Here is a 25,873-nt window from a genome sequence, read left to right as displayed (position 1 = left end):
GCGGCGCCCACATGTTGAGACACGAATGGCCGGCCGCTACGGATATCTCCGAGGTGGAAGCCGCGCAGCCGAAGTTGGTCCAACATTGCAGCGATTTTTGCAGCGCAACTTGATGCAGATCAGATTGCGCGACCGTTGCCTCTGCCCAAGGTTCAGGCAGTCGGCTGGCCCCGAGCGCTCTGGCGGCGCCTAGTGGATCGCCGCGTACATGATCCTTTCCTCCGTCGCGTCCAGCGCGGAGAATTCCTCCACGACCTTGCCCTGGCGTGAGACCAGGATGCGGTCGGACAGCGCCATGATCTCGGGCAAATAGGACGAGATGACCACGACGGCCTTGCCCTCGTCGGCGAGCTGGTTGATCAGCTCGTGGATCTCGACGATGGCGCCGACGTCGACGCCGCGGGTCGGCTCGTCGAAGATGATCAGGTCGGGCTCCTGCACCAGCGATTTGGCGATCACGACCTTCTGCTGATTGCCGCCGGACAGCTCGACCACCTTGCCGTGGTCGCCGATGGCGCGAACCCCGAGCTTCTCGATCCAGGTCTTGCCGATGGTCGCGGTTTCCCGCCGCGACAGCATCATGCGGCCCTTGGGAAACTTCGACAGAAGCCCGAGATAGATGTTGCGCGCGATCGAGGACGTCTCGAAGAAGCCCTCGACCTTGCGATCCTCGGTGACATAGGCGATGCCGGCCTTGACCGCCGGCGCCGGCACCCGGTAGCGCACCGGCTTGTCGTGCAGCAGGATCTCGCCGCCGTGGAAGAAGTCGCGCTTCAGCACGCCGGAGACGATCTTGAACGTCTCGGTGCGGCCGGCCCCGACGAGGCCGAATACGCCGGTGATCTGCCCTGCGAACACCGACAGCGAATTGTTCTTCACCATCGGCGCCATCTTCAAATTCTGCACCGTGAGCACGCGCGCGCCGGCCGGCCGCACGCCGCGCTTGCGTGCGCCGTAGAGCGTGTTCGACAGGTCGCGGCCGACCATGGCCTGTACGATCGCGGCGCGGTCGAACCTGGCGGCGTCGTCGGTCACGACATGCTTGCCGTCGCGCAGGACCGTGATGCGGTCGGCGAGCAGCAGGGCCTCTTCCAGCGCATGCGATATGAAGACGATCGAGACCCCGCGCTTCCTGAGGTCGCGGACGAGGTCGAAGAAGTACTTCTTCTCCTCCGGCGTCAGCGACGCGGTCGGCTCGTCGAAGATGATGACCTTGGCGCGGTGCAGAACCGCGCGCGCGATTTCCACCATCTGCTTCTTGGCCGCGCCGAGACCGCTGACCGTGGCGGTCGGCGTGACGTCGAAATTGAGCGATTGCAAAAACTGCTGCGCGGCGATGTAGATTCCGCGCAAGCGGTTATAAAACTTCTCCTGCCCGAGGAATAAATTCTGCGCCACCGTCATGGTCGGCACCAGGCTGTTCTCCTGGAACACCATGGCGATGCCGAGATTGCGTGCCTCCAGCGGCGTCCTCGGTGCGACGTCCGCGCCGTCGACCGTCATGGCGCCCGAGGTCAGCGTCACCACGCCGGCCATGACTTTGGTGAGCGTCGACTTGCCGGCACCGTTCTCGCCGACCAGCGCGTGGATCTCGCCGCGGCGCAGGTCGAAGTCGACCCCGTCGATGGCGGGAACGCCGGCGTAGAGTTTTGTCGCCTTGCGCAGCGAGAGCATGATGTCGCTCATTGGCAAGACTCCTCGGCAAGGCCGGCCAGTGGCAGTCGCAGGACACGGCCAGGTCCCTTGGCGATCAGGACGAGGTCGTCGCACATCTCGATGGCCGCAACGATTCCGTGATTGACGCCGTCAACCCGGCTGTGCAGCGAATAGAGCGGCTGGCCATCGGGGTTGAGACGGATGACGAGTCCGTAGGATCGCGGCGGCGCCCACGGCTTGATGACGCCCATGGTCTTGATGTGCGCGCCCTGCATCGGCTCCTTGAACGAGAGGCCTGAGCGCAGGCGCGGGGCAACCCAATACGCCGGATCGATCTCCGTCATCATGCGGCGGCGATAGGCCGGCTCACGCAGCACGAACTCGATGAGCTGGGTGCGCGCGGTGAAGGCGGTGAGCCAGTAGCCGCCGCCCGCGGCTCCTGTCAGTCGCGACGGATAGACGGGCAGGTGGGCGAGCACGATCTGGGGCGATGCGCCCGGCGTCACCAGAACGAGGCGGTGGCGCCAGCTCTCGCTGACCAGCACGCCGTTGCCATGCGCGCAGGCGCCGAAGGCATGGCCGAGCCCCTGGGCCAGCGCCGTCACGGATTTGCTGCCGGGATCCAGCCTGAACACGCGGCCGCTCCGGTTGAGCTCCATCAGGTCGCGCGCCCAGTCGTCGACGCCGCATGTCGCCGAGCCGTCCGTCGCAATCAGCGTGTTGTCGCCCGCTGGCGCGAGCGCGTTGACGGCATTGAAGGCGGCGTCGGTAAACGTCACGCTTGGCTGTTCGGCCGAAGGGCTTGCATAGAGACGCACCTCGCGTCCCCCGAGCGCCACGGCAAGGCCGCCTTCGGGAAGGACACACAACGCCGAGATCGGCCGATCGAAGGTGCGGATCTCCGAGGGCGAGCCGCCATTCAGGCACATCAGTCGCGGACCGTCCGCAATGAAGAGGTTGCGGCCATCGGTGGCGAGGTCCTCCGGCGCCTGGCACGTCAGCAAGGTGTCGGCGGCTTCCAGCTTCTGGTTGGGCTTCAAGGCACCGTCGAAGGACGGCACCGTGATGGTGGCTTCGCCGCGCCCGAGAAAGCGGTTGGCGAATTCCCTGACGGCTGCGATCACGACAGCTTCCCCCACCGCTTGTCATACTGGACGAAGTCGGGATCGGCGTTGTCGAGCTTGTAGCGGCCGATCCGGTTGTTGGCGATGCCGCCGAGATAGAGGTAGCCGCGATGCTCGCGCATCGAGGTGATCATCGGATGGTTTTCACCGCGCAGGTCCCAGAACGATTCGAGGATCTTGCCCTGCTCGTTGAACTTGACCACGCAGCCCGTGTTGATGTTGGGGAACAGCCACTCGTCGACCGGCACACGCTTGGCCATGCGGCGCCGGAAGCCGGGCATCTTCCAGGCGAGGTCGAGCGAAGGGCTGCGCATGCCGACCAGCGCCAGCCAGTAATTGCCGTCGGAGGCGAGGTTGATGTTGTCGGGGTAGCCGGGGAGGTTGTCCATCACCACCTCGACCGCGCCCTTCTTCGGTCCTGCGAACCAATAGCGCTTGATCGAGCAGCCAAAGGTCTCGGCGAACAGGATCGACTGGCCGTCGCTGGCCACGCAGATGCCGTTGGGAAATTTGAGGCCGCGCAATTCCGTCCGTGTCGCGCCGGTCCTGGTGTCGTAACAGATGATGCGGCCGTTGCCCCGCGCCTCGAGGCCATCGATCGGCCACTCGTCCATCTCGTAGCGCACGGTCGCCTCGGAGAAGAAGATGAGGCCGTCGTCGGTAATGTCGAGGTCGTCGGCGAGCCGAAGGCGGCTGTCGTCGTTGACCGAACGCATGCTGCGGTTGGTCTCGTCGGTCGCCTTTTCCACGGTGCCATCGGGCTTGATGCGATAGAGCCCCATGCCGCCGATGCAGATGTAGAGATTGTCCTCGCGATCGAAGGCCATGCCGAGCGGCTGGCCGCCGATATGGGCGAATACTTCCATCTTCTGATAGTCGGGCGCGAGGAAGCGGATGATGTCGCCGTGGCGCGAGCCCGCATAGAGGTTGTCGTGGCGATCGAGGATGACGTCCTCCGGCGCCTCGATGCGGCCAAGGCCGATCAATTCGACATCGCGCAGCTTGTCGTTCTGCTCGAACGGGCCGCCCTGCCCGATCTCGGTCGGGGGAGGCGGCGGCAGCGCGTGGTAGGTCGGGGCGACGTAGACCTTGCTGATGATGCGCGTCCGATTCTTCTGCCAGCGGATGTCGACCATCGCGGCGACAAGCAGGATGCCGGCGAGCGCCATCCGGTTGACGCCGCCGCGCGCGTTCATGGTCGTGAGACCATTGGTGATCAGGAGCACGATCAGGACCCCGACCGCGGATTTGGCGACCGAGCCCTTGCCGCCGCCGAGCGTGATGCCGCCCAGCACCGTCGCGGTCAGCACGATCACCTCGAGGCCGACGCCGATGTCGCCGCCGACGGTGCCGAGCCGGGAGGCGAAGAACAGCGCGCCGATGCTGGTCAGCACGCCGCTTGCGACGTAGCAGAGTGCGATCGTGCGACGGACGGGAATGCCGGAATTGTACGCCGAGCGGCGCGAGCCGCCGATCGCGGTGATATGCCAGCCCGGCCGCAGCCGCGTCATGAAGATATGGCCGAATATGGCGATGACGATATAGACCAGCGCCACGGTCGGGATGCCGAAAATGCTGCCGCCGCCGATGAAGTCCCAGGACGGGATGTCGGGGAAGGCCGACGCGATGGCGTTGGAGTAGCGCTGGATCAGGAGGTCGTAGGCCGAGCGGTAGATGATCAGGGTGATCAGCGTGGTGATGAAGGCGCGCAGCCGCAGATAACCGATCAGGACGCCGTTGACGGCGCCGAGCAGCGCACCGCAGAGCAGCGTGGCGGCCACCACCGCCGGGACCGGCCAGCCCAGCACGTCGAGCAGATAGAGCGCGCAGAAATCCGTCAGTGCGAAGATCGAACCGACGGACAGATCGATGCCGCCGACGATGACGACCAGCGCCAGCCCGAGCGCGATGAAGCCGATCTCTCCGGCCTGGCGCGCGGTGTCGGCAAGGCTCGCCGGCGACAGGAAATTGTCGATGGACCGGCTGAGCGCGAGGCCGACGATCAGCAGCAGGATGACCGGGATGGCCGTCTCGGTCCATCGCTTGGACAGGATTTCGCCGAGCAGGTGATCGGGCCAGTAGCGGTAACGCAGGCTTGTCAGGGTGTCGCGCATCGGCATTCCGGCGGGGCATGGAAGATGTTGGGAGCGAGGTCCCCGAGACCGCAACGGCCCAGGGGACCTCGAGCGTCAGCGTCGAACTATTTCTTGAGGTCGCTGAGATTCCAGCAGGCGGTCTGGCTGTCGGCGTTCTCCTTGGTGATCGGAATCAGCGTGGTGTATTCCGAGCCCTTGACGGAGCCGGGCTTGACGCCCGACGAGAGCAGCCATTTGATCGTGCCTGCCATCTGTGCCGCCTGGGTCGGCACGTCGTAGCTCATGTTGAGATCGAACGCGCCCGACTTCACCAGTTCGCACGCGCCCTTGCGTTCGCCGCCGCCCGAGGTGGCCAGGAATACCTTGCCGGTGAGCCCGGCTTCCTTCACGGCCGCCGCGGTGCCGATATCCATGCCGTCCCAGAAGCCGACGATGCCGCAGAGATCGGGGTTCTGCTTCAGCACCGTTTGCGTGATCGCCTTGGCCTTGGCGGCGTCCCAATCGGCGGCCTGGCTCGACACCACCTTGATCTCGGGATGCTTGGCGAGCACGTTCTCGACGCCTTTGAGCGTATAGGCGCTGGCGGCCGCCGACAGCGCGCCCTGGATGATCGCGATCTTGTTCGATTTGCCTTCGCAGGCCTTGACCACGCCTTCGGTCTGGCGTTCGCCGATCTCGACCCAGTTGGCGCCGACGAAGGCGGAGCTCCGATAGGCAGAGCCCATGTTGATCTGGATGACGTAGATGCCTTCGTTCTCGGCGCGCTGGAGCAATTTGGCATAGGTCTGCACGTCCGGATTATGGACCACCATCACCGCCGGCTTCTCCGAGATCAGCGAGGTGACGGCCTGCGCGCCGGCATTGGTGTTCCAGTTGGCGTCGCGGATCACGAACTTGACGCCGAGCGGCTCGAGCTCCTTCTTCAGGCCCGCATACCAGCCCTCGGTGAGGTCGAAGTTCATCGCGACCGGAACATAGGCCACGGTCTTGCCGGCCAGCGCTTCCTTGAACGGCTTCTGGAACGGCTCGTCCAGGCCCTGCTGGGCCAAAGCCGGTGCGGTCATGGCCGCAAGGCCCAGTGCTGCAACGATGGCCCTTGTCGGGCTGCCGAGATGCTTCATTGCTTCCTCCTTGGTTGTGGTTGTCGTTATCTCGTTGGGTCGGTCAGATGTCGCCCTGCTGTGCCGTCTCCTCGTTGCGCGGATTGAGGAAGGAATCGGTGATGACGGCGAGCAGCAGAACCACGCCCTTGATGAGATTCTGCCCGGCGTAGGAGATGTCCATGATGGTCATGCCGTTGAGCATCGTGCCGATCAGGAGCGTGCCGATCACGACGTTCAGGACGCCGCCGCGGCCGCCCGATAGCCCGATGCCGCCGAGCACGACGACCAGAATGACGTCGTAGATGAGCGTGGAGTTGAAGATGCGGGTCGGCATCGAGTTGACGGATGCAGCCAACACGAGGCCGGCGAAGCAGCCGATCAGGGCGGCGATCACATATTGCAGGACGATGATCGGGCGGGAGGGAATGCCGGTGACGCGCGCGGCGAAAGGGTTGTCGCCGATCGCATAGATATAGGCGCCCCAGCGCGTCTGGCGCAGCAGGAAAGCCACCACGATGCAGGCGATCGCGAACATGATGATCGACGTCGGGATGCCGAGGATCGTGCCCTGTCCGAGCCGCTCGAAGCCGTCCATGCCGGGGCTCCACTGCACGACGTCGAGCTGGAACAATGCGGCCTGCCCGAGACCGGCGAGGAGCAAGCCGGTCGCGAGCGTCGCGAACAACGAGGGAACCTCGGCGTAGGCGATCAGCCAGCCATTGACGAGTCCGAAGGCAATCGTCAGCAGCACGGCGGTCAGGAGCGAGGCCGGCAGCGAGTGGCCGTTCTGCACCATCTGCAAGACCAGCCCCGGCGGCACGGCGAGCGCGGCGATCAGCGAGATGTCGATGCCGCGTCCGATCACGACGATCGCCATGGCAAGGCCGAGGATGCCGAGCACGGAGACGTTCTGGAGCAGCGTCAGCATGTTCTCCGGGGTGAGAAAGCCGCGCAGGAAGATCGAGAATACCAGGAACAGCAGCGCGAAGACGGCGAAGACGATCTCTTGCTGATTGAACCGGAAACGCTTCATCGCCTGGCCCTTCCTGCGGACTATGGGTGCGCCATCTGCTTTGGCCGCGAGCGTGCCCTGGCGGACGAGCGTCCGTTGGCGCGGGTGCCACTCGACAAGGCGGCGCTCACGAAGTTGCCGACGCCATCGATGTATCCGTCGATCGACGTGCCGCGTTTGCGGTACTTGGCGCGCTTGACGTACCAGTCCTGCAGCAGCGGCTTGATCAGCGACGCCGTGAGCCTGACATGGTCGATCGTGAAGGCGCCACTGGCGACGCCCTGCCTGAGGACGTCGGCGATGATCTTCTCGGTCATGGCTTCCATGTCGATCGCGCGCTGACGTTCCGCCGGCGGAAAGGACTTCGCCTCCATGAAGGCGAAGACGAACCAGGGCTGCATCGCCTCGCTCATGCGGATATGGGTCGCGATGATCCAGTCGAGGTGCCTGTGGGCGTCATTCCTGACGTCGTCGGGAGGCGCCGTCAGAACCTCGGTCGCCGTTGCCGCGACCTCGCCGAGGATCATCGACAGGAGCCTGGGCTTGCTGTCGATATACGTATAGAGGCCGCCCATGCTGAGGCCGGAGGCCTCCGCGAGCTGGCGGAGCGTGGTGGCGTGAAAGCCCTGCTTGTTGGAGAGGGTGAGGGTTGCGCCGATGATACGCGCGAGATTTGCGACGGCAAGACGTGGCTTCTGGACGCGGATTGAGTCGCGGTGACGTTCCAGAATGCGCGTGCACAGCGCTTCCGTCGAGAACGCGTTCGTCCAAGGTCGTCGGCGCGCGAGATTCACGCTGCCTCCCCAAATTTCTTCCCGGGTCTTTTGGCGTTGTTGTTGATCCAGGCGTGGGCTTTACACCCTTGTCGTCATTCCTAGCGCAGAGAGTGGCCGTCGGGAAAGGGGGCGGACCAGAATTTTCTGAGAGAGCGCTCGCTCGTTTTTTCCGTGCAATGCAATGCCGTGGACCCGCCCCGCGACGGAAGGCAGGTCCCCGATGCGCGCAAAGCGCTAATTCAGCAGCGGGCAGCCGCCGTCCTTCAGCGGCCGGAAGGCCTGGTCGGCGGGGACTTCGGCGAGCAGCTTGTAATAGTCCCACGGACCCCTGGATTCTTCGGGCTTCTTCACCTGGAACAGGTACATGCTGTGGACCATGCGGCCGTCTTCGCGCAAGCTGCCGTTGTCGGTGAAGGCGTCCCTCACCGGCAGCTCGCGCATCTTGGCCATCACGGTCTTGGTGTCCCTGGTGCCGGCGGCCTGCACGGCCTTGAGGTAATGCAGCGTCGCGCTGTAGGTCGCGGCCTGGTTCATCGTCGGCATCCGCTTGACGCGCTCCAGGAAGCGCTTGCCGAAGGCACGGGTCTTGTCGTTGAGGTCCCAGTAATAGGCCTCGGTGATGATCAGCCCCTGCGCGAGCTTCAGCCCCAGGCTGTGCACGTCGGAGATGAACATCACGATCGCCGCCAGGTTCTGGCCGCCGGCGACGATGCCGAACTCGCCGGCCTGCTTGATCGCGTTGATAGTGTCGCCGCCGCCATTGGCAAGCCCGATGATCTTGGCCTTGGAGGCCTGGGCCTGGAGCAGGAAGGACGAGAAGTCGGCGGTGTTGAGCGGATGTTTGACGCTGCCGAGCACCTTGCCGCCGGCGGCCTTCACCACGTCGCCGGTGTCGCGCTCGACCGAATGGCCGAACACGTAGTCGGCGGTGAGGAAGAACCAGGTGTCGCCGCCGTTCTTGACGATGGCGCTGCCGACGGTGTGGGCGTTGGCATAGGTGTCGTAGGTCCAGTGCGCGGTGTAGGGCGAGCAGGATTTTCCGGTGATGTCGGAGCTCGCCGCATCCGTCACGATCATGATCTTCTCGTACTGCTTCGACAGCTCCATCACGGCGAGCGCGGTGGCCGAGGTCGGCAGGTCGATGATCATGTCGACGCCCTCGGTCTCCCACCATTTGCGGGCGATGGTGGAGGCGACGTCGGGCTTGTTGAGCACGTCGGCCGAGACCATGTCGATCGGCTTGCCGAACATCTGCCCGCCAAAATCCTCGATGGCCATCCTGGTGGCCTCGACGTTCCCCATACCGCCGATGTCGGAATAGACCGAGGAGAAGTCGGAGAGCACGCCGATCTTGAGCGGGGTCTGCTGGGCGGGCGACGGATTGATGAAAAGCGCAGACAACAGCCCGGCCGCAAGGGCGGCGCGTGCGATCCGATACATGACATTTCCCCCGATCTTTGTAGTTGGCGCGCCAGATTAGATTGCCCCGGCGAAGGGGCAATTCTTGCGTCATGACGCCGGCGCGCAGGCAATTTGACGCAGTCGACAGCGCCGACTACGCTTCGCGCAAATTGCAAATCTTGGGGAATAGAAATGTCCAGCGACACCGCAGCCACCATCTCGAAAGCGCGCGAGCATTCCATCGGCGATCTCCTGCGCCGTTCGGCGGGCCGCGATCCGGGTAAGCTCGCGATAAGCTGCGGCGGCGTGAGCTGGACGTTCGCCGAGATGGACGCGATCTGCAACCGGTTCGGCCGCGGCCTGCTCGGCCTCGGCGTCAAAAAGGGCGATCGTCTCGCCGTGCTCTCGCGCAACTCCCATGCCTTTGCCGCGCTCCGCTTCGCAGTGGCGCGGATCGGCGCGGTGCTGGTGCCGATCAACTTCATGCTCAATCCGGATGAGATCAATTTCATCCTGAAGAGCTCCGGCGCAAAGCTGCTTGCGACCGGGCCTGATTTCGTCGAGCCCGCGCGAGCGGCCTCGGCCAAGGACTGTGCGGTCGAGAAGATGATCTGGCTCCCGGGCGAGGATCCCGCCACCGCGCCCGCCGGCCTCACCACCTTCGACGATCTGCTTCATGCCGACGGCTCGTTCCTGGAGGCGTCCGTCGACAGCCGCGACCTCGCGCAGATCGTCTACACCAGCGGCACGGAATCGCTGCCCAAGGGGGCGATGCTGACCCATGAAGCGGTGATGTGGCAGTATGTCAGCTGCATCATCGACGGCGGCATGAGTGTGGACGATAAATTCCTGCACGCGCTGCCGCTCTATCATTGCGCCCAGCTCGACGTGTTCCTTGGCCCGCAAGTCTATCTCGGCGCCTCCGGCGTGATTACGGGCAAGCCGACTGCCGACAACATCCTGGCGCTGATCCAGGCGCACAGGATCACGTCGTTCTTCGCGCCGCCAACGATCTGGATCGCGATGCTGCGCTCACCCAATTTCGACAAGACCGACCTGTCGACCTTGCAGAAGGGCTATTACGGCGCCTCGATCATGCCGGTGGAAGTCTTGCTCGAGCTCCAGCGCCGTCTGCCCGCTGTAAAGTTCTGGAATTTCTACGGCCAGACCGAGATCGCGCCGCTCGCGACGGTGCTGCGGCCCGAGGATCAGCTACGCAAGGCCGGTTCGGCCGGCAAGCCGGTGCTGAACGTCGAGACGCGCGTGGTCAACACGTCGATGGAGGACGTCAAGGTCGGCGAGGTCGGCGAGATCGTGCACCGCTCGCCGCACCTGTTGTCCGGCTATTACAACGATCCGGTCAAGACGGCGGCCGCGTTCTCCGGCGGCTGGTTTCACTCCGGCGATCTCGCTACCGTCGATGGCGAGGGTCACATCACCGTGGTCGACCGCGTCAAGGACATGATCAAGACCGGCGGCGAGAACGTCGCGAGCCGCGAGGTCGAGGAGATGGTGTATCGTATCCCGGCGGTGTCGGAGGTTGCCGTCGTCGGGCTGCCCGATCCGCGCTGGATCGAGGCGGTCACCGCGATCGTCGTGGTCAAGAGCGGCGAGACGCTCGACGAAGAATCCGTCATCAAGCACTGCGCCGGCCAGATGGCGCATTTCAAAGTGCCCAAGCGGGTCATCTTCGTGGACGCGCTGCCCAAGAATCCGAGCGGCAAGCTGCTCAAGCGCGAGCTGCGCCAGCGCTTCGTCGGCGGAGAGACCCTCGACAAGGCGATCCAGAAGAATTTCGGGACGTGAGGGGGCTTCGCCTTTCCCGCTTGCGGGGTTCTTGCCGTCGTCGATCTCCCGTCCATATTTGAAGCGTGACATCCTGGATCACGAGCCATGTCCCTCTGGACCTGCGAAACCTGCGGCGCGCAATTCCCGGCCAGCGAAAGACCTCCTGCGTCCTGTCCGATCTGCGAGGACGAACGGCAATTCGTGAACTGGAAAGGGCAGACCTTCCTCCCCCGCGAGGCGTTGGCGGAAAGCCATCGCATGATCTGTCGCGACGATCTCGGCCTGACCGGCCTTGCACTCGAGCCGAGCTTCGCCATCGGCCAGCGCGCCTTGCTCGTGCCGCTCGCAGACGGCTGCGTGATGTGGGACTGTGTGCCGCTGGCAACGCCGGAGGCGATCGCGCAGGTCCGCTCGCTCGGTGGACTGCAGGCAATCGCGATCTCACATCCGCATTATTATGGCGCGCTCGCCGACTGGAGCGAGGCTTTCGGCGGCATCCCGGTCTATCTGCACGCGGACGACCGCCAATGGGTGACGCGGCCGCATGCCTCGATCGTGCACTGGACCGGCGACAGCCATCGCATCTCCGACGACGTGGTGCTGCTGCGCAGCGGCGGCCATTTCGCCGGCGCCACCATGCTGCACTGGCGGCAGGGCGCGGACGGCAGGGGCGCGCTGCTCACCGGCGACATCGCGCAGGTGACGATGGACCGCCGCTTCGTCAGCTTCATGTATTCCTATCCGAACTACATGCCGCTCAATGCCGCCGCGGTGCGGCGGATCGCCGGCGTTGTCGAGCCGTTCGCCTTCGACCGCATTTATGGCGCCTGGTGGGGGCGCAACATCGCCGCGGGGGCCAAGGCCGCATTCGCGGCGTCGGTCGCGCGCTATCTGGCGGCCATCGCTTGAGCCGGCGAACCGGCCAGATACATCTTGCCACCTGCTAATATATGTACTATTCGTACAGTTATTAAGCGTGACGCAATGATGCGTGAGCGGCCCGGCATGATCGATGCATCGCCATTTCAGCGGCGCGTTCTGCGACCGCGTGAGCGGAGTTGAACGCATGACGGCGCAGCGCGACTATGAGACCTTCGAGGCCGGCGACGTCACACTCCAGTCCGGGGCCATCTTCCCCTCGATGACGCTCGCCTACAAGACGTACGGCGCGCTGAGCCCGGCCAAAGACAACGTCATCCTCTACCCGACCTCGTTCAGCGCGCAGCATTACGACACCGAATGGCTGATCGGGGCCGGCGGCGTGCTCGATCCCGAACGCTACTTCATCGTCATCCCGAATCTGTTCGGCAACGGCCTGTCGTCCTCGCCCTCGAACACGGCTGGCCCGTTCCCTGAGCCGACCTACCACGAGGCCATCGCGGTCCAGCATCGCCTTCTCACCGGGCGCTTCGGCATCTCGAAGCTCGCGCTGGTCTATGGCTGGTCGATGGGCGGCATGCAGGCCTATCACTGGGCGGCATCTCATCCCGATATGGTCGAGCGCGCCGCGGTGGTCTGCGGCAGTGCGCGCTGCGCGCCCTATAATCATGTTTTCCTCGAAAGCGTGAAGGCCGCGCTGACCGGCGATCCCGCCTTCCGTAACGGCCGTTTCGTCGAGAAGCCGACCGTCGGCTACCGCGCGATGGGGCGCGTCTATGCCGGCTGGGCGATGTCGCACGGCTTCTATCGCGACGAGCTCTGGCGCGAGGCCGGTTTCAGCTCGCTTGAGGATTATCTCGTCCGTGGCTGGGACGCGACGTTCGCGCGGCGCGATGCCAACGACCTGCTGGCGCAGATCGGCATCTGGCAGAGCGGCGATATCAGCCGCTGCGGCGCATTCGGCGGCAATCTCGATCGGGCGCTCGCCGCGATCAAGGCGCACATGCTGCTGATGCCGGGCGCGACCGACCGCTATTTCGACGTCCGCGACAACGAGGACGAACTCGGCCGGCTGGTCAACGCAAAGTCGGCGGTGCTGCATCCGATCCCGTCGCTGCACGGCCATCGCGCCGGCAACCCCGTGAACAATCCACCCGACCAGGCCTTCATCAAGGCCGAGATCGCACAGCTCCTCAGCAAGTAAGACAGGCATCCGATCATGACTGACGCAACCGTTTCAGAGCCGGGCCACCGCCTGAAGCCGCTCACGCCGGCGATGCTGCGTGAATTGTCAGTGCGCTCCGATCTCAGGGGCGCCGCGAAAAGCCTCAGCCATTACGGCCTGGTCGTGCTGGTCGGCGCGCTGGTTTGGAAGGTCTCTTCGGCCTGGGGCGTGTTATGGGCCCTGCCGCTGATGGCGGTGCAGGGCTATTTCGTCGCCTTCCTGTTCATGGCGTTGCACGAGACCGCGCACAAGACCGCGTTCAGGAGCCGTGGCCTCAACCTTGCGGTCGGCTATCCTTCGGGCTTCATCATCGGACAACCTTACGAATATTACTGCCTGTTTCACTGGGACCATCACCGCTACACCCAGGATCCTGAGAAGGACCCGGAGCTGATCGTCGGCGTGAAGCCGAAATCCGATACGCAGCTGGCGCTCGCTTATAGCGGCCTGCTCCAGGTCGCCGGCCGCCTCTGGCTGATGCTCGGCCACGCCGTGACCGGCAAGGTCACGGTGCCCTGGATTCCCGAAAACAAGCGCGCCATCATCGTGCGCGAGGCGCGCGCCTATGCTGCGCTCTATGCGCTACTGCTCGCGCTCTCGCTGTGGTTCTCCTCGGCGCTGCTGCTCTGGGTCTGGATCGTGCCGCTTGTCATCGGGCAGTTCTTCCTGCGGCCCTATCTCTATGCCGAGCACACCGGCTGCGACCGCACCCGCAGCGCCTTCCAGAACACGCGCACCACCTACACCGGCGCGCTCGTCAAATGGTTCGCGTGGAACATGCCTTACCACGTCGAGCATCACGCCTATCCCTCGATACCCTTCCACGCGCTGCCGAAGCTGAACGAGATCGTCGACGGCGAGATCGTCTATCGCGGCCGCGGCTATATCGCGACGACGCGCGAGACCTGGGCCTGGTTTCGCCGGCAGCGGCAGGCCGGCTAGGCAAATGCAAAACCCCGATCGCGGAGCGATCGGGGCTTTGTCGACGGCGCGAGATATCAGTAGATTCCGTAGGCGCAGACATTCACGACGCGGACGCGCAGGCCGTGGCGGGTCTGGACGACGCGCTCCTGGTAGCAGTTGTTGACGCCGGTGTTGACGTAGATTCCGCCAAAGCCCCAGCCGGGACCCCAGTGATGGTGGAAGCCGTGGGCCGAAGCGGCGGTGGGGGCGAGAGCGGCAACACCGAGCGAGCCGGCAGCGATCAGACCGAGTGCAAGCTTACGAAACATCTTCATTCTCCAGTTGGCGCGAGGCCGTTGTTGTGTCCCTGCATCTCGGTCGGGTCGAAACGCGAATGCGTTCACGGGGCGAGGGGAGAATCGTGTTTCAGGATTGTTTCGTCGACTGCGGCGAGGCGCGCCGCCGTCATGCTTTCCGCGCCGCGCGATAGCGCGCGGCCATGGCCTGCGTCAGCTCGGCCATCTTCTCGCGGAGATCGGCAGGCTCCAGCACCTCGGCCTCGGGACCGAGCCGCAGCAATTCGGCCGCGGCGTGCCATGACGTCTTGCCGGTCGGCACTCTGGCGATGCGCCAGCCGTCCGCGTCGGCAGCGTCCTCGATCTGCGTGCGCGCCCGGACGTAAGGCTGGCTCAGCGCGTCGAGCAGTTTCACGCCGAACGGCGACAGCCGCACGATCGCGACATTCGGATGCATCTCGGCCTCGAGGCGCAGCGTGGCGGCCTGCCAATAGGCGGCGAGATCGAAATCGGCGGGACGATCGAAGCGCTCGTCGAGCGCCGTGCAATCGAGCACGCGCGCGACACGATAGGTGCGCACGCTGCCGTCGACCTGCCCTGCGAGATACCAGCCGCCGCCCTTCAGCACGAGCCCGAGCGGCGCCACGCGGCGCTGCTTTTCGGCGCGCCAGCTCTGGTAGCGGATCTTGATCAGCGTCCCGCGCAGGGCCGCACCGGCAATCGTGCGCAGGTGCTTTGGTTCTTCCGCCTCGCCGAACCAGCCGGGAGCGTCCAGGTGAAAACGCTCCTGCATCCGCCCGGCGTCCGCGCGCAGATTGGCGGGCAGTGCCGCCATCAGCTTGTTCTGCGCGGCGATCATCGCCGCATCCAGCCCGAGTGCTGCCGCCGGCCCCGGCAAACCGGTCAGGAACAGCGCTTCCGCCTCGTTCTGCGACAGGCCGTTCAGCCGCACGCGATAGCCGTCGAGCAGGCGGTAGCCGCCCTCCGCGCCGCGGTCGGCATAAACAGGGACGCCCGATGCCGCGAGCGCGTCGATGTCGCGATAGATCGTGCGCACCGACACCTCGCAGGCTTGCGCGAGCTCGGGCGCGGTGACTTGCCCCCTGGCCTGGAGGGTGGTGAGGATCGACAGCATCCGGCTCGCGCGCATGACTCCTTAAACCATACCTGACACAGGATGTCAGGTATGGTCCGCTACAAGGTGCGCATCGCCAGACGGCGCTCGAGGAGACCTGCCATGACCGATCCGAACCGCATCACGCTGTATTACTCGCCGCAAAGCCGCGCCACCGGCACGCGGGTGCTGCTGGAGGAGTTGGGGGCGCCCTACGATCTCCATGTCCTCAACATGAAGGCCGGCGAGCAGCGGCAGGGCGCCTATCTCGCGATCAACCCGCTCGGCAAGGTGCCGGCGATCCGCCACGGCGATGCGCTGGTGACCGAGCAGGTCGCCATCACCATTTATCTCGGCGACCTGTTTCCGCAGGCGGGATTGACGCCCGCGCTGGACGATCCGCTGCGCGGCCCCTATCTGCGCTGGATCGCCTATTACGGCGCATCGTTCGAGCCGGCTTTAATCGACAAGTTCATGCAGCGCGAGCCGGCACCGATCACGCAATCGCCCTATGCCGATTACGACACCATGCTGGGTGCGCTCGAGGCGCAATTGTCGAACGGGCCGTATCTGCTCGGCGAGCGCATGACAGCAGCAGACGTGCTATGGGGCGTCGCGTTCAGCTGGACGATGATGTTCGGCATCGTGCCGAAAAAGGACGTCTTCGTCCGCTATGCCGAGCGGATGACGTCACGGCCTGCGTTCCAGCGGATCAATGCGGCGGATGACGAGATGGCGGCGCAGCATGCTGCGGCTGCTGGCGGTTGAATGATCCAGGGTTGCAGATGACAATTCACACGACCAATTGCTTCGACACCTTCATCCGGGTCGCTGAAGACTGTCCGGCGCATACTGGCGAGGAGCCGCCGCTGCGCGCGGGAAAGCCGACGGTGGCGTCCCTGCAATACGAGATGATCGCCAAGGCACCCTACAAACGCACGTCCGACGACGTGATCTTCGCGACGTCTGCGCCGGGACGCGAGCTCGATGTGAAGGCGACGAAGACGGAGAAGCGTGCGGCCCGTGAAGCGTTCTTCTCCCGGGGGCAGGCGTGCATGAGGGCGTCGAGCCTGGGCAAGCGTTTTGGCTGGGGCGTTCATGCCGACAGTGAGGGCCGGATCGCGATTTACGCCGTCGACAGCAAACGCTACCAGGCGCTCGTCCGCGATCCCAAGCTCACGCAGGTGCGCGCGATGCGGTCGAAGCGGGCGTGATCAGAATTTTGGCGGCCGCTTTTCCGCGAACGCCTTGATGCCTTCCTTGATCTCGTCGCCGCGCATGCTGTCGCGGTGGCGCTGGTCGGCGGCTTGTTCATCCAATTCGCCGCGGGCGAATTCGTTGATGGCGCGCTTCATGCCGCGCATCGCCTGTGGCGCGTTGCCGGCCAGGACGCCGGCGAGCTTGTCGACCTCCTCGTCGAGGAATTCCACCGCCACCATGGCGGTGAGATAGCCGATCCGCAGCATCTCCGGCGCGCTGATCTTTTGCGCGGTCAAAAACAGCCTTTTCGCATTGTCGACGCCGAGCCGCGTCACGTAGCGTTTGATGCCGCTCCGGTAATAGTGCAGCCCGAGCCGCGCCGCCGGCATGAACATCTCGGCGGTGTCGACGCCGATGCGGAAATCGCAGGCGAGCGCGAGGTCGGTCGAGCCGCCATAGACGCCGCCATTGAGCCGGCAGATGGTCGGCACGCCGAGATCCTCCAGCCGGTTGACGACCACTTCGAAGGCCGAGCCCGCGCTCTGCTGCTCGCTTGCGCTCACCGCGCGCTCGGCGACCGAATTCAGATCATAGCCCGCCGAAAAGGCGCGCCCGGTGCCGGTCAGCACCAGCACGCGGATCGCGGGATCAGCCTCGATCCGGTCGAACAGTTTGACGAGCTCGCCGAGATCTTCGGCCTCGAGCCGGTTGAGATGCTTGGGACGATTGAGGCGGATGGTGGCCCGCGCGCCGTCGCGTTCGAGCACGGGGCCAGAGGCTGCGTCGGCTATATCCGACATTCTTGTCTCCCTTTACCTGTTTTCGAGCGTGCGCCGTTTCGCCTCGGCGTCGATGGTCTCGGCGAGGTCGGGATGCCGCGCCATCAGCACGCGGAAATCGACGAGATCGAGCACCAGGAGCCGCGACACCTTCGTGGTCGAGACGTTGGCGCCGCGCATGTTGTTGCCGAGCAGCGCCATCTCGCCGAAGAAGGCGCCTTCGCCGAGCTGAACCTTCTTGCCGGGCAGGTCGACCTCGACCGCGCCGGCCGCGATAAAATACATGCAGTCACCCTGCGTGCCCTTGCGGATGATCATGGTGCGCGCCGGCAGCTCCATGGTCCGCAGCATATGGGTGACGTCGGCGATGGCCGCCGGTCCAAGCGCCGCGAAGAACGGCACCTTGCTGACGGATTCCCAGGTCTTGAGGAAATTGTCGCGCCGGGTCTCCGCGGCAAAGCCGGTTGCCAGGATACCGGTCCAGAGGCCGAACACGCCGAGGCCGGAGATCATCACCAGCGCCGCCACCATGCGCCCCAGAGGCGTCACCGGCACGACGTCGCCATAGCCGGTCGTCGTCAAGGTCACCACCGCCCACCACAGCGCCGCCGGCACGCTGCCGAAGGTCTGAGGCTGCACGTCCCGCTCCAGGAAATATTCGGCGACGGAGGCGAGGAAAACCACCATCAGGAAGATCACGAGCACGCTGACCAGCGGCCCCGATTCCAGCACCAGGACACGGCGGAGCTGGCGCAGGCCCGGAATGCCCGGCACCACCTTCAGCACCCAGAGCACGCTGAGCAGCCAGGCCGTCCGGAGCTCGACGCCGAGAACCAGCGCGACCGGCACGGCCAGCGCTCCGATCGCATCGACGATGCCGGCGGAGGAGGACATGTAGAGCGCAAGGCGCTCGGTTCGCCTCATGTGGCGCAGCCGGACGACCCATTCGAACACGAAATAGGCGAGGCAGGCCCAGAGCAGGGCATCGACCCAGCGGGGCGCCGTCTCATAGGCCGGGCCAACCGTCAGCAGCACCATGCTGAGCAGGCCGACGCCGACCGCAACATAGGCCGCCTTGGTCATGTTGCGGCCGGCCGTGGCGGCCACGAACTGGGCCAGAGCGGAGATCAGCGGCTTGAACATGCGGGAAGGTGGCTCGGTCTTGGCTTTAGCGGTCTTGGCTTTAGCGGTCTTCGCTTCAGCAGTCTTGGCTTTTGCGGTCCCGGCTGGGACCTCGGTGTCAAAGTGCCTGCCCGGGCCGAGGCCGTCAACGACGGGCGCGGGCCGCGGCAAATGGGAAGACGAAGGCGGGGGGCGGCAGCCGGTCCCGCCGCTACCTGAAATGCGGCGGCTCGTCGTAGCCGCGGCGGCTGCTGAAGAACAGCAGGACCATCAGGCCGATGCCCACGACGACGGAAAATGCCGCCCCCAGCGCGAGAGCCACATAGCCTTCCGTCGGGATCGGCTCGCCTTCGACCGCCATCGCGGAATAAGCGAAATAGCCAACCGCTGCCAGCATTCCCACGAGGAAGATCATGAGGAGTGTACGCATGGCGCGTTCTCTGGTTGTATCCGGAAACCAATGGTTGCGGATGGGGAGGGTTCCCGAGTTCCGGCGGTTGATCCTCCCGGAAGACGTCCGCCCGGCCTGCCCCGAGAGTGCCAGGTGGGCGGGTCAAGCGCTCTGCGCGGTCTTGACCACCACAACGTTGCTGTCGTCGTGCTGGGGAGGGCCGGCATCCTGGGCGGTCTCGTCGATCTCGCCGGCATGGCGCTTCAGGTAGTCGCGACGCATGCCGATCTCGTCGCGGACGAATTCGTAGCCGAGCTTGAAGGTGTCGAGCCCGTCGGTACTGATCGTGCCGTCCCGGAGGCCGATGACCGCGCCGCGCAGGATGCCTTCCAGCTCATCCTGGAGACATTCGAGCTGATCCAGGGAGTGGGCGTGCTCGATGCGCTCGCCGATGTCGAGGATGGCGGTGGAGAGCTCGCTGGCCTTCTCCGGTGCGATCCGGGTGATCTTGGCGTAGATGGCGGCGAAGATCGAGCCGATGACGCTGAGCGCCGCGGCGCCGAGATACATCAGGTCGCTGTATTTATCCATGAACGACTTGGTGTCGTCGTTGATGTAATCGGCCGCGCCCTGATGCGCTATCACATAGGCGTCCTTCTCGACCGAGGCCGGCTCGATCCTGCTGGCGAAGCCGCTGTCGAGCCCGAGGGCCGACTTGTTCTCGTAGACGGTGCGCGCGAGTTCGCCCGCCGTGGCCGCCGACATCCTGGATTGCGCGACCAGCAGCCATTCCAGCCCGATCGTTTCGAGATCGTCGTCGGGAATTTCAGGCGAGACCGACAGCGTCCCTGCCGTCAGCGTCTCGTCGGCAATGCCGGGGAATTTGCGTGCCAGCGCCTTGGTCTCGTCGATTGCGTTGAGCGTGAAGCCACCGCGTTTGGCGACCTGCTCATAGGCCTTGTCCCGCACCGCTTTCGAGGCGTGGACGATGGCGATCACCGCACCGAAGCCGTTTCCCGGCGCAAGCAGCTTGTCGAGTGTTGCGCCCTGCGGCGCCATCTGTATCCTGGCGGCGTCCGGACCGTCGGGGATGTCGAGGATGCCGCGGACGAAGGCAAGCGAGGACTCGTTCTCGGCGAGGACTGCGACCTTCTTCTTCTTCAGCTCGGCAAGCGACTTGATCTTCTTGTTGCCGGGTCCAAGCAGGAGCACGAGGTCGTGCTCGAGGATCGCGAGCGTGCGCGCCCGCAGCGGGACCTTGGCGTCGGTGCGCAGCACGGCGAGGTCGGCCTGCTTGCGGTCGAACTGGGCAAGCGCCTTGGCATTGTCAGGGTTGTTGACGATCTTGATGCGGAAGCGCGAGGCGTTGTTCTTCAGGAGTGCGGCGAGCTTGGCCGCGAACAGCGCCTCGTCGCTGTTGGGTGCGCCGACGGCAAAGGTCAGCGTCTCCGAATTGTGAACCAGCGCGCGGCCGGCCCAGACGGTGGCAAGCGACAGCAGCAGGGTCAGCACGACGTACAGCAGGACCTGCTGCTGATTGGTCTTGATCACCTTGGGGCGCCGGGGCGGCGGTTCGACCGACGATGTGGTCGGGCCTTCAGTACTCATGGCAGCACTCTGGCCTTATTCTGGGTCGCGGGCGGCTCGCGGATCCGATCGCTGCGTGCGCCCCTGCAATTCTTAAACGCCTGAAAAAAGAACGATATTCTCTATCGTCAATGATAGCTTGCCGGTACCGGAATGCAAATTTCGAGCCGGAGGTAACCTTACTCCACGCCGACGCGGCGATTGGTCATCCTATCACCAGTTAGCCACAGTTGGCGATTTTCCGGTTCCCCCCGGCTGCATTCCGGTGCGGGAGGTGTCATAAATCAGAGGTCCCGGCGATTTGACCGGTCCAAGAAGAAGTTGCGCTGAACGCTCCAATCTTTTCTTGTCACCTCAATGAGGGCGTCAGCTTTGTCGTTTCCACCCATGTCATCGGCGGTTCCGGTTGAGGCGCTCATTGGCTGGATGTTGTTGCTCACGTTCAAGCACATCATCGCTGATTTCGTCCTGCAGACCGCCTGGATGGCGCATGGCAAGGACCAGAAGCACGGCTGGGCCCTGCCGCTCCTGGTGCATTGCCTGATTCACCTTGCGGTTGCGCTGCCGCTGATCCTGATCGTCGCGCCGAAATTCTGGTTCGTGGCCTTCATCGATTTCGTGATCCACATCACGATCGACCGCGCCAAGGGGTTCGTCTCCGCCAATTTCGGGGTCGACCTTGCGCACCCCTGGTTCTGGACCCTGATCGGCGTCGACCAGGCGCTCCATCACCTGACCGGCTTCGGCCTCTCCATCTTCATGGCGGCGAACTGATTGCTTGCACCGGTCATTCCGGGGCGGTCCGCAGGACCGAACCCGGAATCTCGAGATTCCGGGTTCTCGCTTCGCGAGCCCCGGAATGACGGCAAGTGGCAATTCTCGCCGCCTCCGATTCGCGGGGAGGGCACAAGGAACCCCGGGTGACTACCGTCAGGGGTGGTTAACCTTCCGTTAGAGAATTGCGCTGCATCTTCCCCACACGAGGGAGAACTGCAATGTTTTCAAGCCGCGACGCCTTTGAAAGCGATTTCTGCCCGGTTCGCGACGAGCTCCTTGGCGAGATGTATCGCGCCAGCGAGAGTGGCCTGCCGAGGTTGGTTGAGAGTGTTTCCCCTGACGCACGCGCGAAGCTGGCGCTGTTCTGCTATCGCCGCAGCCATTTGCATTCGCTGGCGGTCGCGATCGCGGGCAGCTGCAGCGAGCGCGACCTGATCGAGAACGGCGGCCGGGTCGGCTCGACGCTCTACGCGCTGTCGCGCGAAGGCGTCGCCAAATCCTCGCCGTCGCTGTCGGGTGGCCGCAAGCCGATCACGCTGTCGACCAAGCCGCTCTCGGTGCTTGCACCGCTCGATGACGAGCTCGACGACGAGATCAGCGAAGCTGTCCCCGCTTAAGGGTTCGCGATCATCGGCAGCCCGAACTTCCGCCGCGCCATTGCGCATTCGGCGTCGCCCGGCATGCAGGTGCGACAGACTTCCGGCCGCACGGCGTAGATGCCGCAGGCGGTCTCTTTCCCGATCTCCCCACGCAACGCCGAGCAGCGATCGCCTTCGCAGCGCATGCCGGACTGTCGCGCATTGACGAGCGCCTCCGGGATCGCCGCAAGCTCCTCGTCGCTCTCGATCGAGAAGCGGGGCCAGTTCTCCGAATAGCCGCAGCAGGCGCCGCAGCTCTGGCAGCAGCTCGACAGGTCGATGGGGGATGGCTCTTCCATCGTCGTCACGTGTCCTTTGGCGGGCCCCAGACCAGGCTCTGCCGCCATTTTGCGCGCAGCACGTCGCGCCGCTCCGGATATTTCTCGTCGAGATAGGTCGCCTCCACGACGCGGTCGGTGCGGAAGCTGCGGAAGTCGCTGCGCAGCTCGCACCAGGCCGCGAGCAGGCGCACGGCTTCGAGATAGCCGACCGAGATCGGCCAGATCATGCGCTCGCTGGGGCGGCCCTGCTCGTCGCGATAGCGCAGCATGATCTTCTTGCCTTCGTGGATCTGGGTGCGCGTGCGCGCCATGTCGAGGCGGTCCGGCTCCCTGTTCCAGCTTGGCCGCGCGCGGCTCGCGGGCTCCAGCACGAAGGGGCGCAGGCGCTCAGGCACGGTGTCGGCGATCTTCGCCATCAGATCTTCGGCCGCGCGCGCCAGTGTGGAATCGGCATGGCCCGCGACCCATTGCGCGCCCAGCACCGCCGCCTCGATCTCGTCGGGTGTCAGCATCAGGGGCGGCAGGTCAAAACCCTTTTCCAGGATGTAGCCCATGCCGGCTTCGCCGCGGATCGGCACGCGCTGGCCGATCAGTGTCGCGATGTCGCGATAGATCGTGCGCTTGGAGGTCTCGAGCTCGGCCGCAATCGCATCCGCCGTCAGCGGCTTACGCGTGCGCCTCAGCACCTGGATGATCTGAAACAGCCGGTCGGCGCGTCTCATGACAATTCTCTTTCCAAATTCCTGACCGCAGCCCGCTCAAAATCCGGCGCGTGGATGCTGACAGGATGTTGGCAGCAGGGGGGTTCTATACCGGGACAACACATCGACTGAAGAGGATTTGTCCATGATCATCCCAACCCATTTCAGCCCGGCCGGTCCGCTGTGGCGGGCGCAGGCCGTGCTGCACGCTTTGGCCTTCAGCCGGCTCATGTTTTTCGATCTCACCGTCGTCGACCTCCGCGTTGCGCTCGCGACCATGGTGACACGCTCGCTGATCCAGGCTGCGGACGCGCTGGTCCGCCACATCATGGGCCGCGCCTGGCGAGGGGCCCGTTTCGCAGAAGATATCACGGCTGCTGCCACCATGGTGGCAGCAGCCCGCGGTTAGGTTCCGTCAACTCTTTCGGTGGTTCAGGAGAGCTTTATGATCACGCTTTACGGCTTTGGCACCGGCTTCGGCCTGCCGGAAATCAGCCCTTTCGTCACCAAGACGGAGGTGCAGCTCAAGATGGCGGGACTGCCCTACCGGAAGGAGCGTGCGATGCCGCCCGCCTCCCCCAAGGGGCAGCTGCCGTTCATCGACGACGGCGGCGAGGCGGTGGCCGATTCCACCTTCATCCGCGCCCATATCGAGCGCCGCTACGGCTTCGATTTCGACGCCGGGCTCTCGTTGCAGGAGCGCGCACAGGCCTGGGCGTTCGAGCGCATGATCGAGCATCACGTCTATTGGGCGCTGGTCGGCGCGCGCTGGGTCGATCCGATCAACTTCGCCAAGGGCCCGTCGCATTTCTTCGACGGCGCGCCGGAACACAATCGCGAAAAATTGCGCGAGGATGCGCAATTCCGTGTCGCCGAGAACTATCTGCTCTCCGGGCTCGGCCGCCACGCACCGGACGACGACGTCGATCTCGCGGTGCGCTCGCTGTTCGCGCTTTCGGTGCAGCTCGGCGACAAGGCCTATCTGATGGGCAACAAGCCCTGCGGTGTCGATGCCACCGCCTTCGGCGCACTCGCCGGAATCCTGACGCCGTTCTTCGAATCCGGTTTGCGGCAGCGGGCCGAGGGCTTCCCGAACCTCACCGCCTATGTCGACCGCATGATGGACAATTACTATCCGGAGTTCGCCTGGACCCCGCTGCGGCAGGCGGCTTAGCGTCGCCTCAAGGAAGCCAAAAGAAAAGAGCCGGCCCATCGGGCTGGCTCTCGTCGTCTCGAAACTGTCGCAGCGCTTACTTCACCAGCGTGTACTTGCCGTTCTTCACCGTGAGCAGGATGCGCGAGCGCTCGTCGAGGCCGTAGCGGTCCTTTTCGGTGAAGTTGTAGACGCCCTGGCTCGCCGCCAATTCCTTCTCCGACAGCAGCGCCTGGCGGATTGCTTCGCGGAATTCCGGCGTGCCGGGCTTGGCCGTCTTCAGCGCGGTCGGGATGACTCGCTTCAGGATCTCGAAGGCGTCATAGGAATGGCCGGCGAACTGGCTGCGGCTGTTCGGGCCGTACTTGCCTTCATAGGCCGAGTTGAGCGCGAGGCCCGGCTTCTTGGTGGCGGCTTCGTCCGGCTGGTCCTCGGGGTCCATGACGGGGCCCGAGGCCATCAGCACGCCTTCGGCCGCTTTGCCGGCGATGCGGATGAAGTCCATGCTGGCGGCGCCATGGGTCTGGTAGATCAGGCCCTGGTAGCCACGCTCGCGCAGCTCGGTCTGCGGCAGCGCGGCCGCGGTGCCGGAGGCGCCGACCAGGATCGCGTCGGGATTGGCGGCGACGAGCTTGAGCACCTGTCCGGTCACCGACGTATCGGGACGGGCGAAGCGCTCCTCGTCCACGATGGTCATGCCCATCGGCACGGCCTGCGCCTTCAGGTCGTTGAACCAGAGGTCGCCGTAGGAATCGGAGTAGCCGATATAGCCGAGGGTCTTCACACCCTTCGACTTCATGTGGTCGTACAGCACCTTGCCCACGATCGGGATCGGCTGCGGCATCGCCACCGACCACTTCATGCGCTCGGGCGTGATCGGGAACGGCGCGAGGCCGAAATGCGGAATGCCGGCTTCGTTGGCGACGTTGGAGACCGCGATGGTCGGCGGCGTCAGCGCCGAGCCCATGATGATGTCGGCCTTGGATTCGGTGACGAAGCGGCGGGCGTTGGTGGTCGCGGTGGTGGGATCGCCGCCGTCGTCGAGCACGATCACCTTCAGCGGCACGCCGCCGATCTCCTTCGGCACGAATTCCAGCGCATTGCGCTCGGGAATGCCGAGGGCGGCGCCCGGGCCGGTCGTGGTGGTGGTGATGCCGATGGTGATTTCGCTGGTCTGCGCCAGCGCGGGCAGGGCCGGCAGGGCAAGCGTCGCCGCGGCGATCGCGGCGGTCAGGTAAAAGCGTTTCATCTATTGTTCCTCCCTTGACGTGTTTCTTTGAAAGCAGAAATCGGGGGGTAATTCAGCCCCCTCTTTTGGTGATGCGGCGATTTAGCTCCCCGATCTAACTTCCCGTGAACTTGGTCACCATTTCCGCCGGAAACGGTGCCGATTTCAGCTTCTCCGGATTGGCCGGGTCGCGGCCGACCAGGACGCGGGTCTCGAATGCCTCGATGGCGAGATCGGCGGTCTTGTAGACATTGTGCTTCACCTCGAAGCTCGAGCGCTTGATGCTCTCGATCTTCGTCTCGATGGTGATCCAGTCGCCATGGGTCGAGGGGATGTAGAACTTGGCCCGCGTGTCGACCATGGGGATACCGACCAGGCCGTATTTGTGGACCAGGTCCTGCTTCGAGAAGCCGGCCTTCTCGAACAGGACCGAGGTCGAATCGTCGAACATGCTGAAATAGCGCGGGTAATAGACGATGTTGGCGGGGTCGCAATCGCCCCATTGGATCTGTACGTCGCGCCGGTTCACGAACATGTGGTTGGTACTCGTTGGGGCCGGCTCTCACCTCTCCCGTAGGGAGAGGTCGAATTGCGCAGCAATTCGGGTGAGGGGTTTCGGTCTCTCGATAGTGCAAAGCCCCTC

Annotated in this window: 27 protein-coding genes; 10 read left to right on the top strand and 17 right to left on the bottom strand. The window is 64.7% G+C overall.

Annotated features, from left to right (window positions below; genetic code table 11):
* Window positions 1–189: 189 nt before the first annotated feature.
* The 7 genes from EI171_RS44220 to EI171_RS44190 all read right to left on the bottom strand — a co-directional run bounded on the left by EI171_RS44220 (window position 190) and on the right by EI171_RS44190 (window position 9,207).
* Window positions 190–1,686: a sugar ABC transporter ATP-binding protein gene (locus tag EI171_RS44220; protein ID WP_028173767.1), complete on the bottom strand. Its 1,497-nt coding sequence runs from the start codon at window positions 1,684–1,686 to the stop codon at window positions 190–192.
* The gene (locus tag EI171_RS44215; protein ID WP_161536861.1) at window positions 1,683–2,780 is read right to left on the bottom strand and encodes a hypothetical protein; all 1,098 of its coding nucleotides are present in this window, start codon (window positions 2,778–2,780) and stop codon (window positions 1,683–1,685) included. The genes EI171_RS44220 and EI171_RS44215 overlap by 4 nt, the downstream gene beginning before the upstream one ends.
* Window positions 2,777–4,900, bottom strand: a complete 2,124-nt coding sequence (locus EI171_RS44210; protein WP_011090593.1) for an SMP-30/gluconolactonase/LRE family protein — start codon at window positions 4,898–4,900, stop codon at window positions 2,777–2,779. Before EI171_RS44210 ends, EI171_RS44215 begins: the two co-directional genes overlap by 4 nt.
* Before the next feature lie 80 nt (window positions 4,901–4,980).
* A complete protein-coding gene (locus EI171_RS44205) occupies window positions 4,981–5,997 on the bottom strand; it encodes a sugar ABC transporter substrate-binding protein (protein WP_028173770.1) in 1,017 nt (338 codons plus the stop codon).
* Window positions 5,998–6,040: 43 nt separating this feature from the next.
* The gene (locus EI171_RS44200; RefSeq protein ID WP_011090591.1) at window positions 6,041–7,012 is read right to left on the bottom strand and encodes an ABC transporter permease; all 972 of its coding nucleotides are present in this window, start codon (window positions 7,010–7,012) and stop codon (window positions 6,041–6,043) included.
* Between the two features lie 20 nt (window positions 7,013–7,032).
* Window positions 7,033–7,785: a TetR/AcrR family transcriptional regulator gene (locus EI171_RS44195; RefSeq protein ID WP_011090590.1), complete on the bottom strand. Its 753-nt coding sequence runs from the start codon at window positions 7,783–7,785 to the stop codon at window positions 7,033–7,035.
* 216 nt (window positions 7,786–8,001) lie between these two features.
* The gene (locus EI171_RS44190; RefSeq protein WP_161536860.1) at window positions 8,002–9,207 is read right to left on the bottom strand and encodes an ABC transporter substrate-binding protein; all 1,206 of its coding nucleotides are present in this window, start codon (window positions 9,205–9,207) and stop codon (window positions 8,002–8,004) included.
* A gap of 153 nt (window positions 9,208–9,360) precedes the next feature.
* On the opposite strand from EI171_RS44190, the gene EI171_RS44185 reads away from it, so the two are divergent.
* The 4 genes from EI171_RS44185 to EI171_RS44170 all read left to right on the top strand — a co-directional run bounded on the left by EI171_RS44185 (window position 9,361) and on the right by EI171_RS44170 (window position 14,002).
* Entirely contained in the window at window positions 9,361–10,974 is a 1,614-nt protein-coding gene (locus EI171_RS44185) for an acyl-CoA synthetase (RefSeq protein WP_161536859.1), read from the top strand.
* A gap of 87 nt (window positions 10,975–11,061) precedes the next feature.
* Window positions 11,062–11,865 (top strand): MBL fold metallo-hydrolase, encoded by an 804-nt coding sequence (locus EI171_RS44180; protein WP_161536858.1) that lies wholly within the window; start codon window positions 11,062–11,064, stop codon window positions 11,863–11,865.
* A 157-nt stretch (window positions 11,866–12,022) separates the two neighbouring features.
* Entirely contained in the window at window positions 12,023–13,039 is a 1,017-nt protein-coding gene (locus EI171_RS44175) for an alpha/beta fold hydrolase (RefSeq protein WP_161536857.1), read from the top strand.
* A 15-nt stretch (window positions 13,040–13,054) separates the two neighbouring features.
* Window positions 13,055–14,002, top strand: coding sequence for a fatty acid desaturase (locus tag EI171_RS44170; RefSeq protein ID WP_161536856.1), 948 nt, complete (start codon window positions 13,055–13,057; stop codon window positions 14,000–14,002).
* Window positions 14,003–14,058: 56 nt separating this feature from the next.
* Here EI171_RS44170 and EI171_RS44165 read toward each other — a convergent pair whose 3' ends face one another.
* Together EI171_RS44165 and EI171_RS44160 are read right to left on the bottom strand one after the other, a co-directional pair.
* Window positions 14,059–14,292, bottom strand: a complete 234-nt coding sequence (locus tag EI171_RS44165) for a hypothetical protein (RefSeq protein WP_027543365.1) — start codon at window positions 14,290–14,292, stop codon at window positions 14,059–14,061.
* A 136-nt stretch (window positions 14,293–14,428) separates the two neighbouring features.
* On the bottom strand, window positions 14,429–15,409 hold the full coding sequence (locus EI171_RS44160; RefSeq protein ID WP_011090584.1) for a YafY family protein: 981 nt from the start codon (window positions 15,407–15,409) through the stop codon (window positions 14,429–14,431).
* Window positions 15,410–15,496: 87 nt separating this feature from the next.
* Here EI171_RS44160 and EI171_RS44155 point away from each other — a divergent pair, with 87 nt between their 5' ends.
* Complete coding sequence (locus tag EI171_RS44155; protein ID WP_161536855.1) at window positions 15,497–16,141, top strand: glutathione S-transferase family protein; 645 nt, start codon at window positions 15,497–15,499, stop codon at window positions 16,139–16,141.
* Between the two features lie 17 nt (window positions 16,142–16,158).
* A complete protein-coding gene (locus EI171_RS44150) occupies window positions 16,159–16,587 on the top strand; it encodes a DUF6157 family protein (protein WP_161536854.1) in 429 nt (142 codons plus the stop codon).
* Here the strand turns inward: EI171_RS44150 and EI171_RS44145 are convergent, their stop codons facing one another.
* From EI171_RS44145 to EI171_RS44130, 4 genes are all read right to left on the bottom strand, one after another.
* A complete protein-coding gene (locus EI171_RS44145) occupies window positions 16,588–17,373 on the bottom strand; it encodes an enoyl-CoA hydratase/isomerase family protein (RefSeq protein WP_161536853.1) in 786 nt (261 codons plus the stop codon).
* Window positions 17,374–17,385: 12 nt separating this feature from the next.
* The gene (locus tag EI171_RS44140; protein WP_011090580.1) at window positions 17,386–18,495 is read right to left on the bottom strand and encodes a cyclic nucleotide-gated ion channel; all 1,110 of its coding nucleotides are present in this window, start codon (window positions 18,493–18,495) and stop codon (window positions 17,386–17,388) included.
* 190 nt (window positions 18,496–18,685) lie between these two features.
* Window positions 18,686–18,904, bottom strand: a complete 219-nt coding sequence (locus EI171_RS44135; RefSeq protein ID WP_161536852.1) for a hypothetical protein — start codon at window positions 18,902–18,904, stop codon at window positions 18,686–18,688.
* 123 nt (window positions 18,905–19,027) lie between these two features.
* The gene (locus EI171_RS44130) at window positions 19,028–20,473 is read right to left on the bottom strand and encodes a TAXI family TRAP transporter solute-binding subunit (RefSeq protein WP_161536851.1); all 1,446 of its coding nucleotides are present in this window, start codon (window positions 20,471–20,473) and stop codon (window positions 19,028–19,030) included.
* Between the two features lie 405 nt (window positions 20,474–20,878).
* Here EI171_RS44130 and EI171_RS44125 point away from each other — a divergent pair, with 405 nt between their 5' ends.
* Together EI171_RS44125 and EI171_RS44120 are read left to right on the top strand one after the other, a co-directional pair.
* Window positions 20,879–21,226: a DUF3307 domain-containing protein gene (locus tag EI171_RS44125; protein WP_049832502.1), complete on the top strand. Its 348-nt coding sequence runs from the start codon at window positions 20,879–20,881 to the stop codon at window positions 21,224–21,226.
* A 221-nt stretch (window positions 21,227–21,447) separates the two neighbouring features.
* Window positions 21,448–21,846 (top strand): hypothetical protein, encoded by a 399-nt coding sequence (locus EI171_RS44120; RefSeq protein WP_028173785.1) that lies wholly within the window; start codon window positions 21,448–21,450, stop codon window positions 21,844–21,846.
* Here EI171_RS44120 and EI171_RS44115 read toward each other — a convergent pair.
* Both EI171_RS44115 and EI171_RS44110 read right to left on the bottom strand, forming a co-directional pair.
* Window positions 21,843–22,166: a YkgJ family cysteine cluster protein gene (locus EI171_RS44115; protein WP_028173786.1), complete on the bottom strand. Its 324-nt coding sequence runs from the start codon at window positions 22,164–22,166 to the stop codon at window positions 21,843–21,845. The two genes, EI171_RS44120 and EI171_RS44115, sit on opposite strands and share 4 nt — an antisense overlap.
* 5 nt (window positions 22,167–22,171) lie before the next feature.
* Entirely contained in the window at window positions 22,172–22,870 is a 699-nt protein-coding gene (locus EI171_RS44110; RefSeq protein ID WP_011090575.1) for a YafY family protein, read from the bottom strand.
* A 124-nt stretch (window positions 22,871–22,994) separates the two neighbouring features.
* On the opposite strand from EI171_RS44110, the gene EI171_RS44105 reads away from it, so the two are divergent.
* Window positions 22,995–23,258, top strand: coding sequence for a hypothetical protein (locus tag EI171_RS44105; RefSeq protein WP_011090574.1), 264 nt, complete (start codon window positions 22,995–22,997; stop codon window positions 23,256–23,258).
* 36 nt (window positions 23,259–23,294) lie between these two features.
* The gene (locus EI171_RS44100; RefSeq protein ID WP_011090573.1) at window positions 23,295–24,023 is read left to right on the top strand and encodes a glutathione S-transferase family protein; all 729 of its coding nucleotides are present in this window, start codon (window positions 23,295–23,297) and stop codon (window positions 24,021–24,023) included.
* A 76-nt stretch (window positions 24,024–24,099) separates the two neighbouring features.
* Here the strand turns inward: EI171_RS44100 and EI171_RS44095 are convergent, their stop codons facing one another.
* Complete coding sequence (locus EI171_RS44095; protein ID WP_011090572.1) at window positions 24,100–25,251, bottom strand: ABC transporter substrate-binding protein; 1,152 nt, start codon at window positions 25,249–25,251, stop codon at window positions 24,100–24,102.
* 94 nt (window positions 25,252–25,345) lie between these two features.
* Window positions 25,346–25,765, bottom strand: coding sequence for a thioesterase family protein (locus EI171_RS44090; protein WP_011090571.1), 420 nt, complete (start codon window positions 25,763–25,765; stop codon window positions 25,346–25,348).
* Between the last annotated feature and the right edge of the window lie 108 nt (window positions 25,766–25,873).

The sequence above is a fragment of the Bradyrhizobium sp. LCT2 genome (assembly GCF_009931255.1).
Classification (GTDB): Bacteria; Pseudomonadota; Alphaproteobacteria; order Rhizobiales; family Xanthobacteraceae; genus Bradyrhizobium; species Bradyrhizobium diazoefficiens.
Note: the sequence above shows the minus strand (reverse complement) of the source record. Positions and strands in the feature narration are given on the sequence as shown.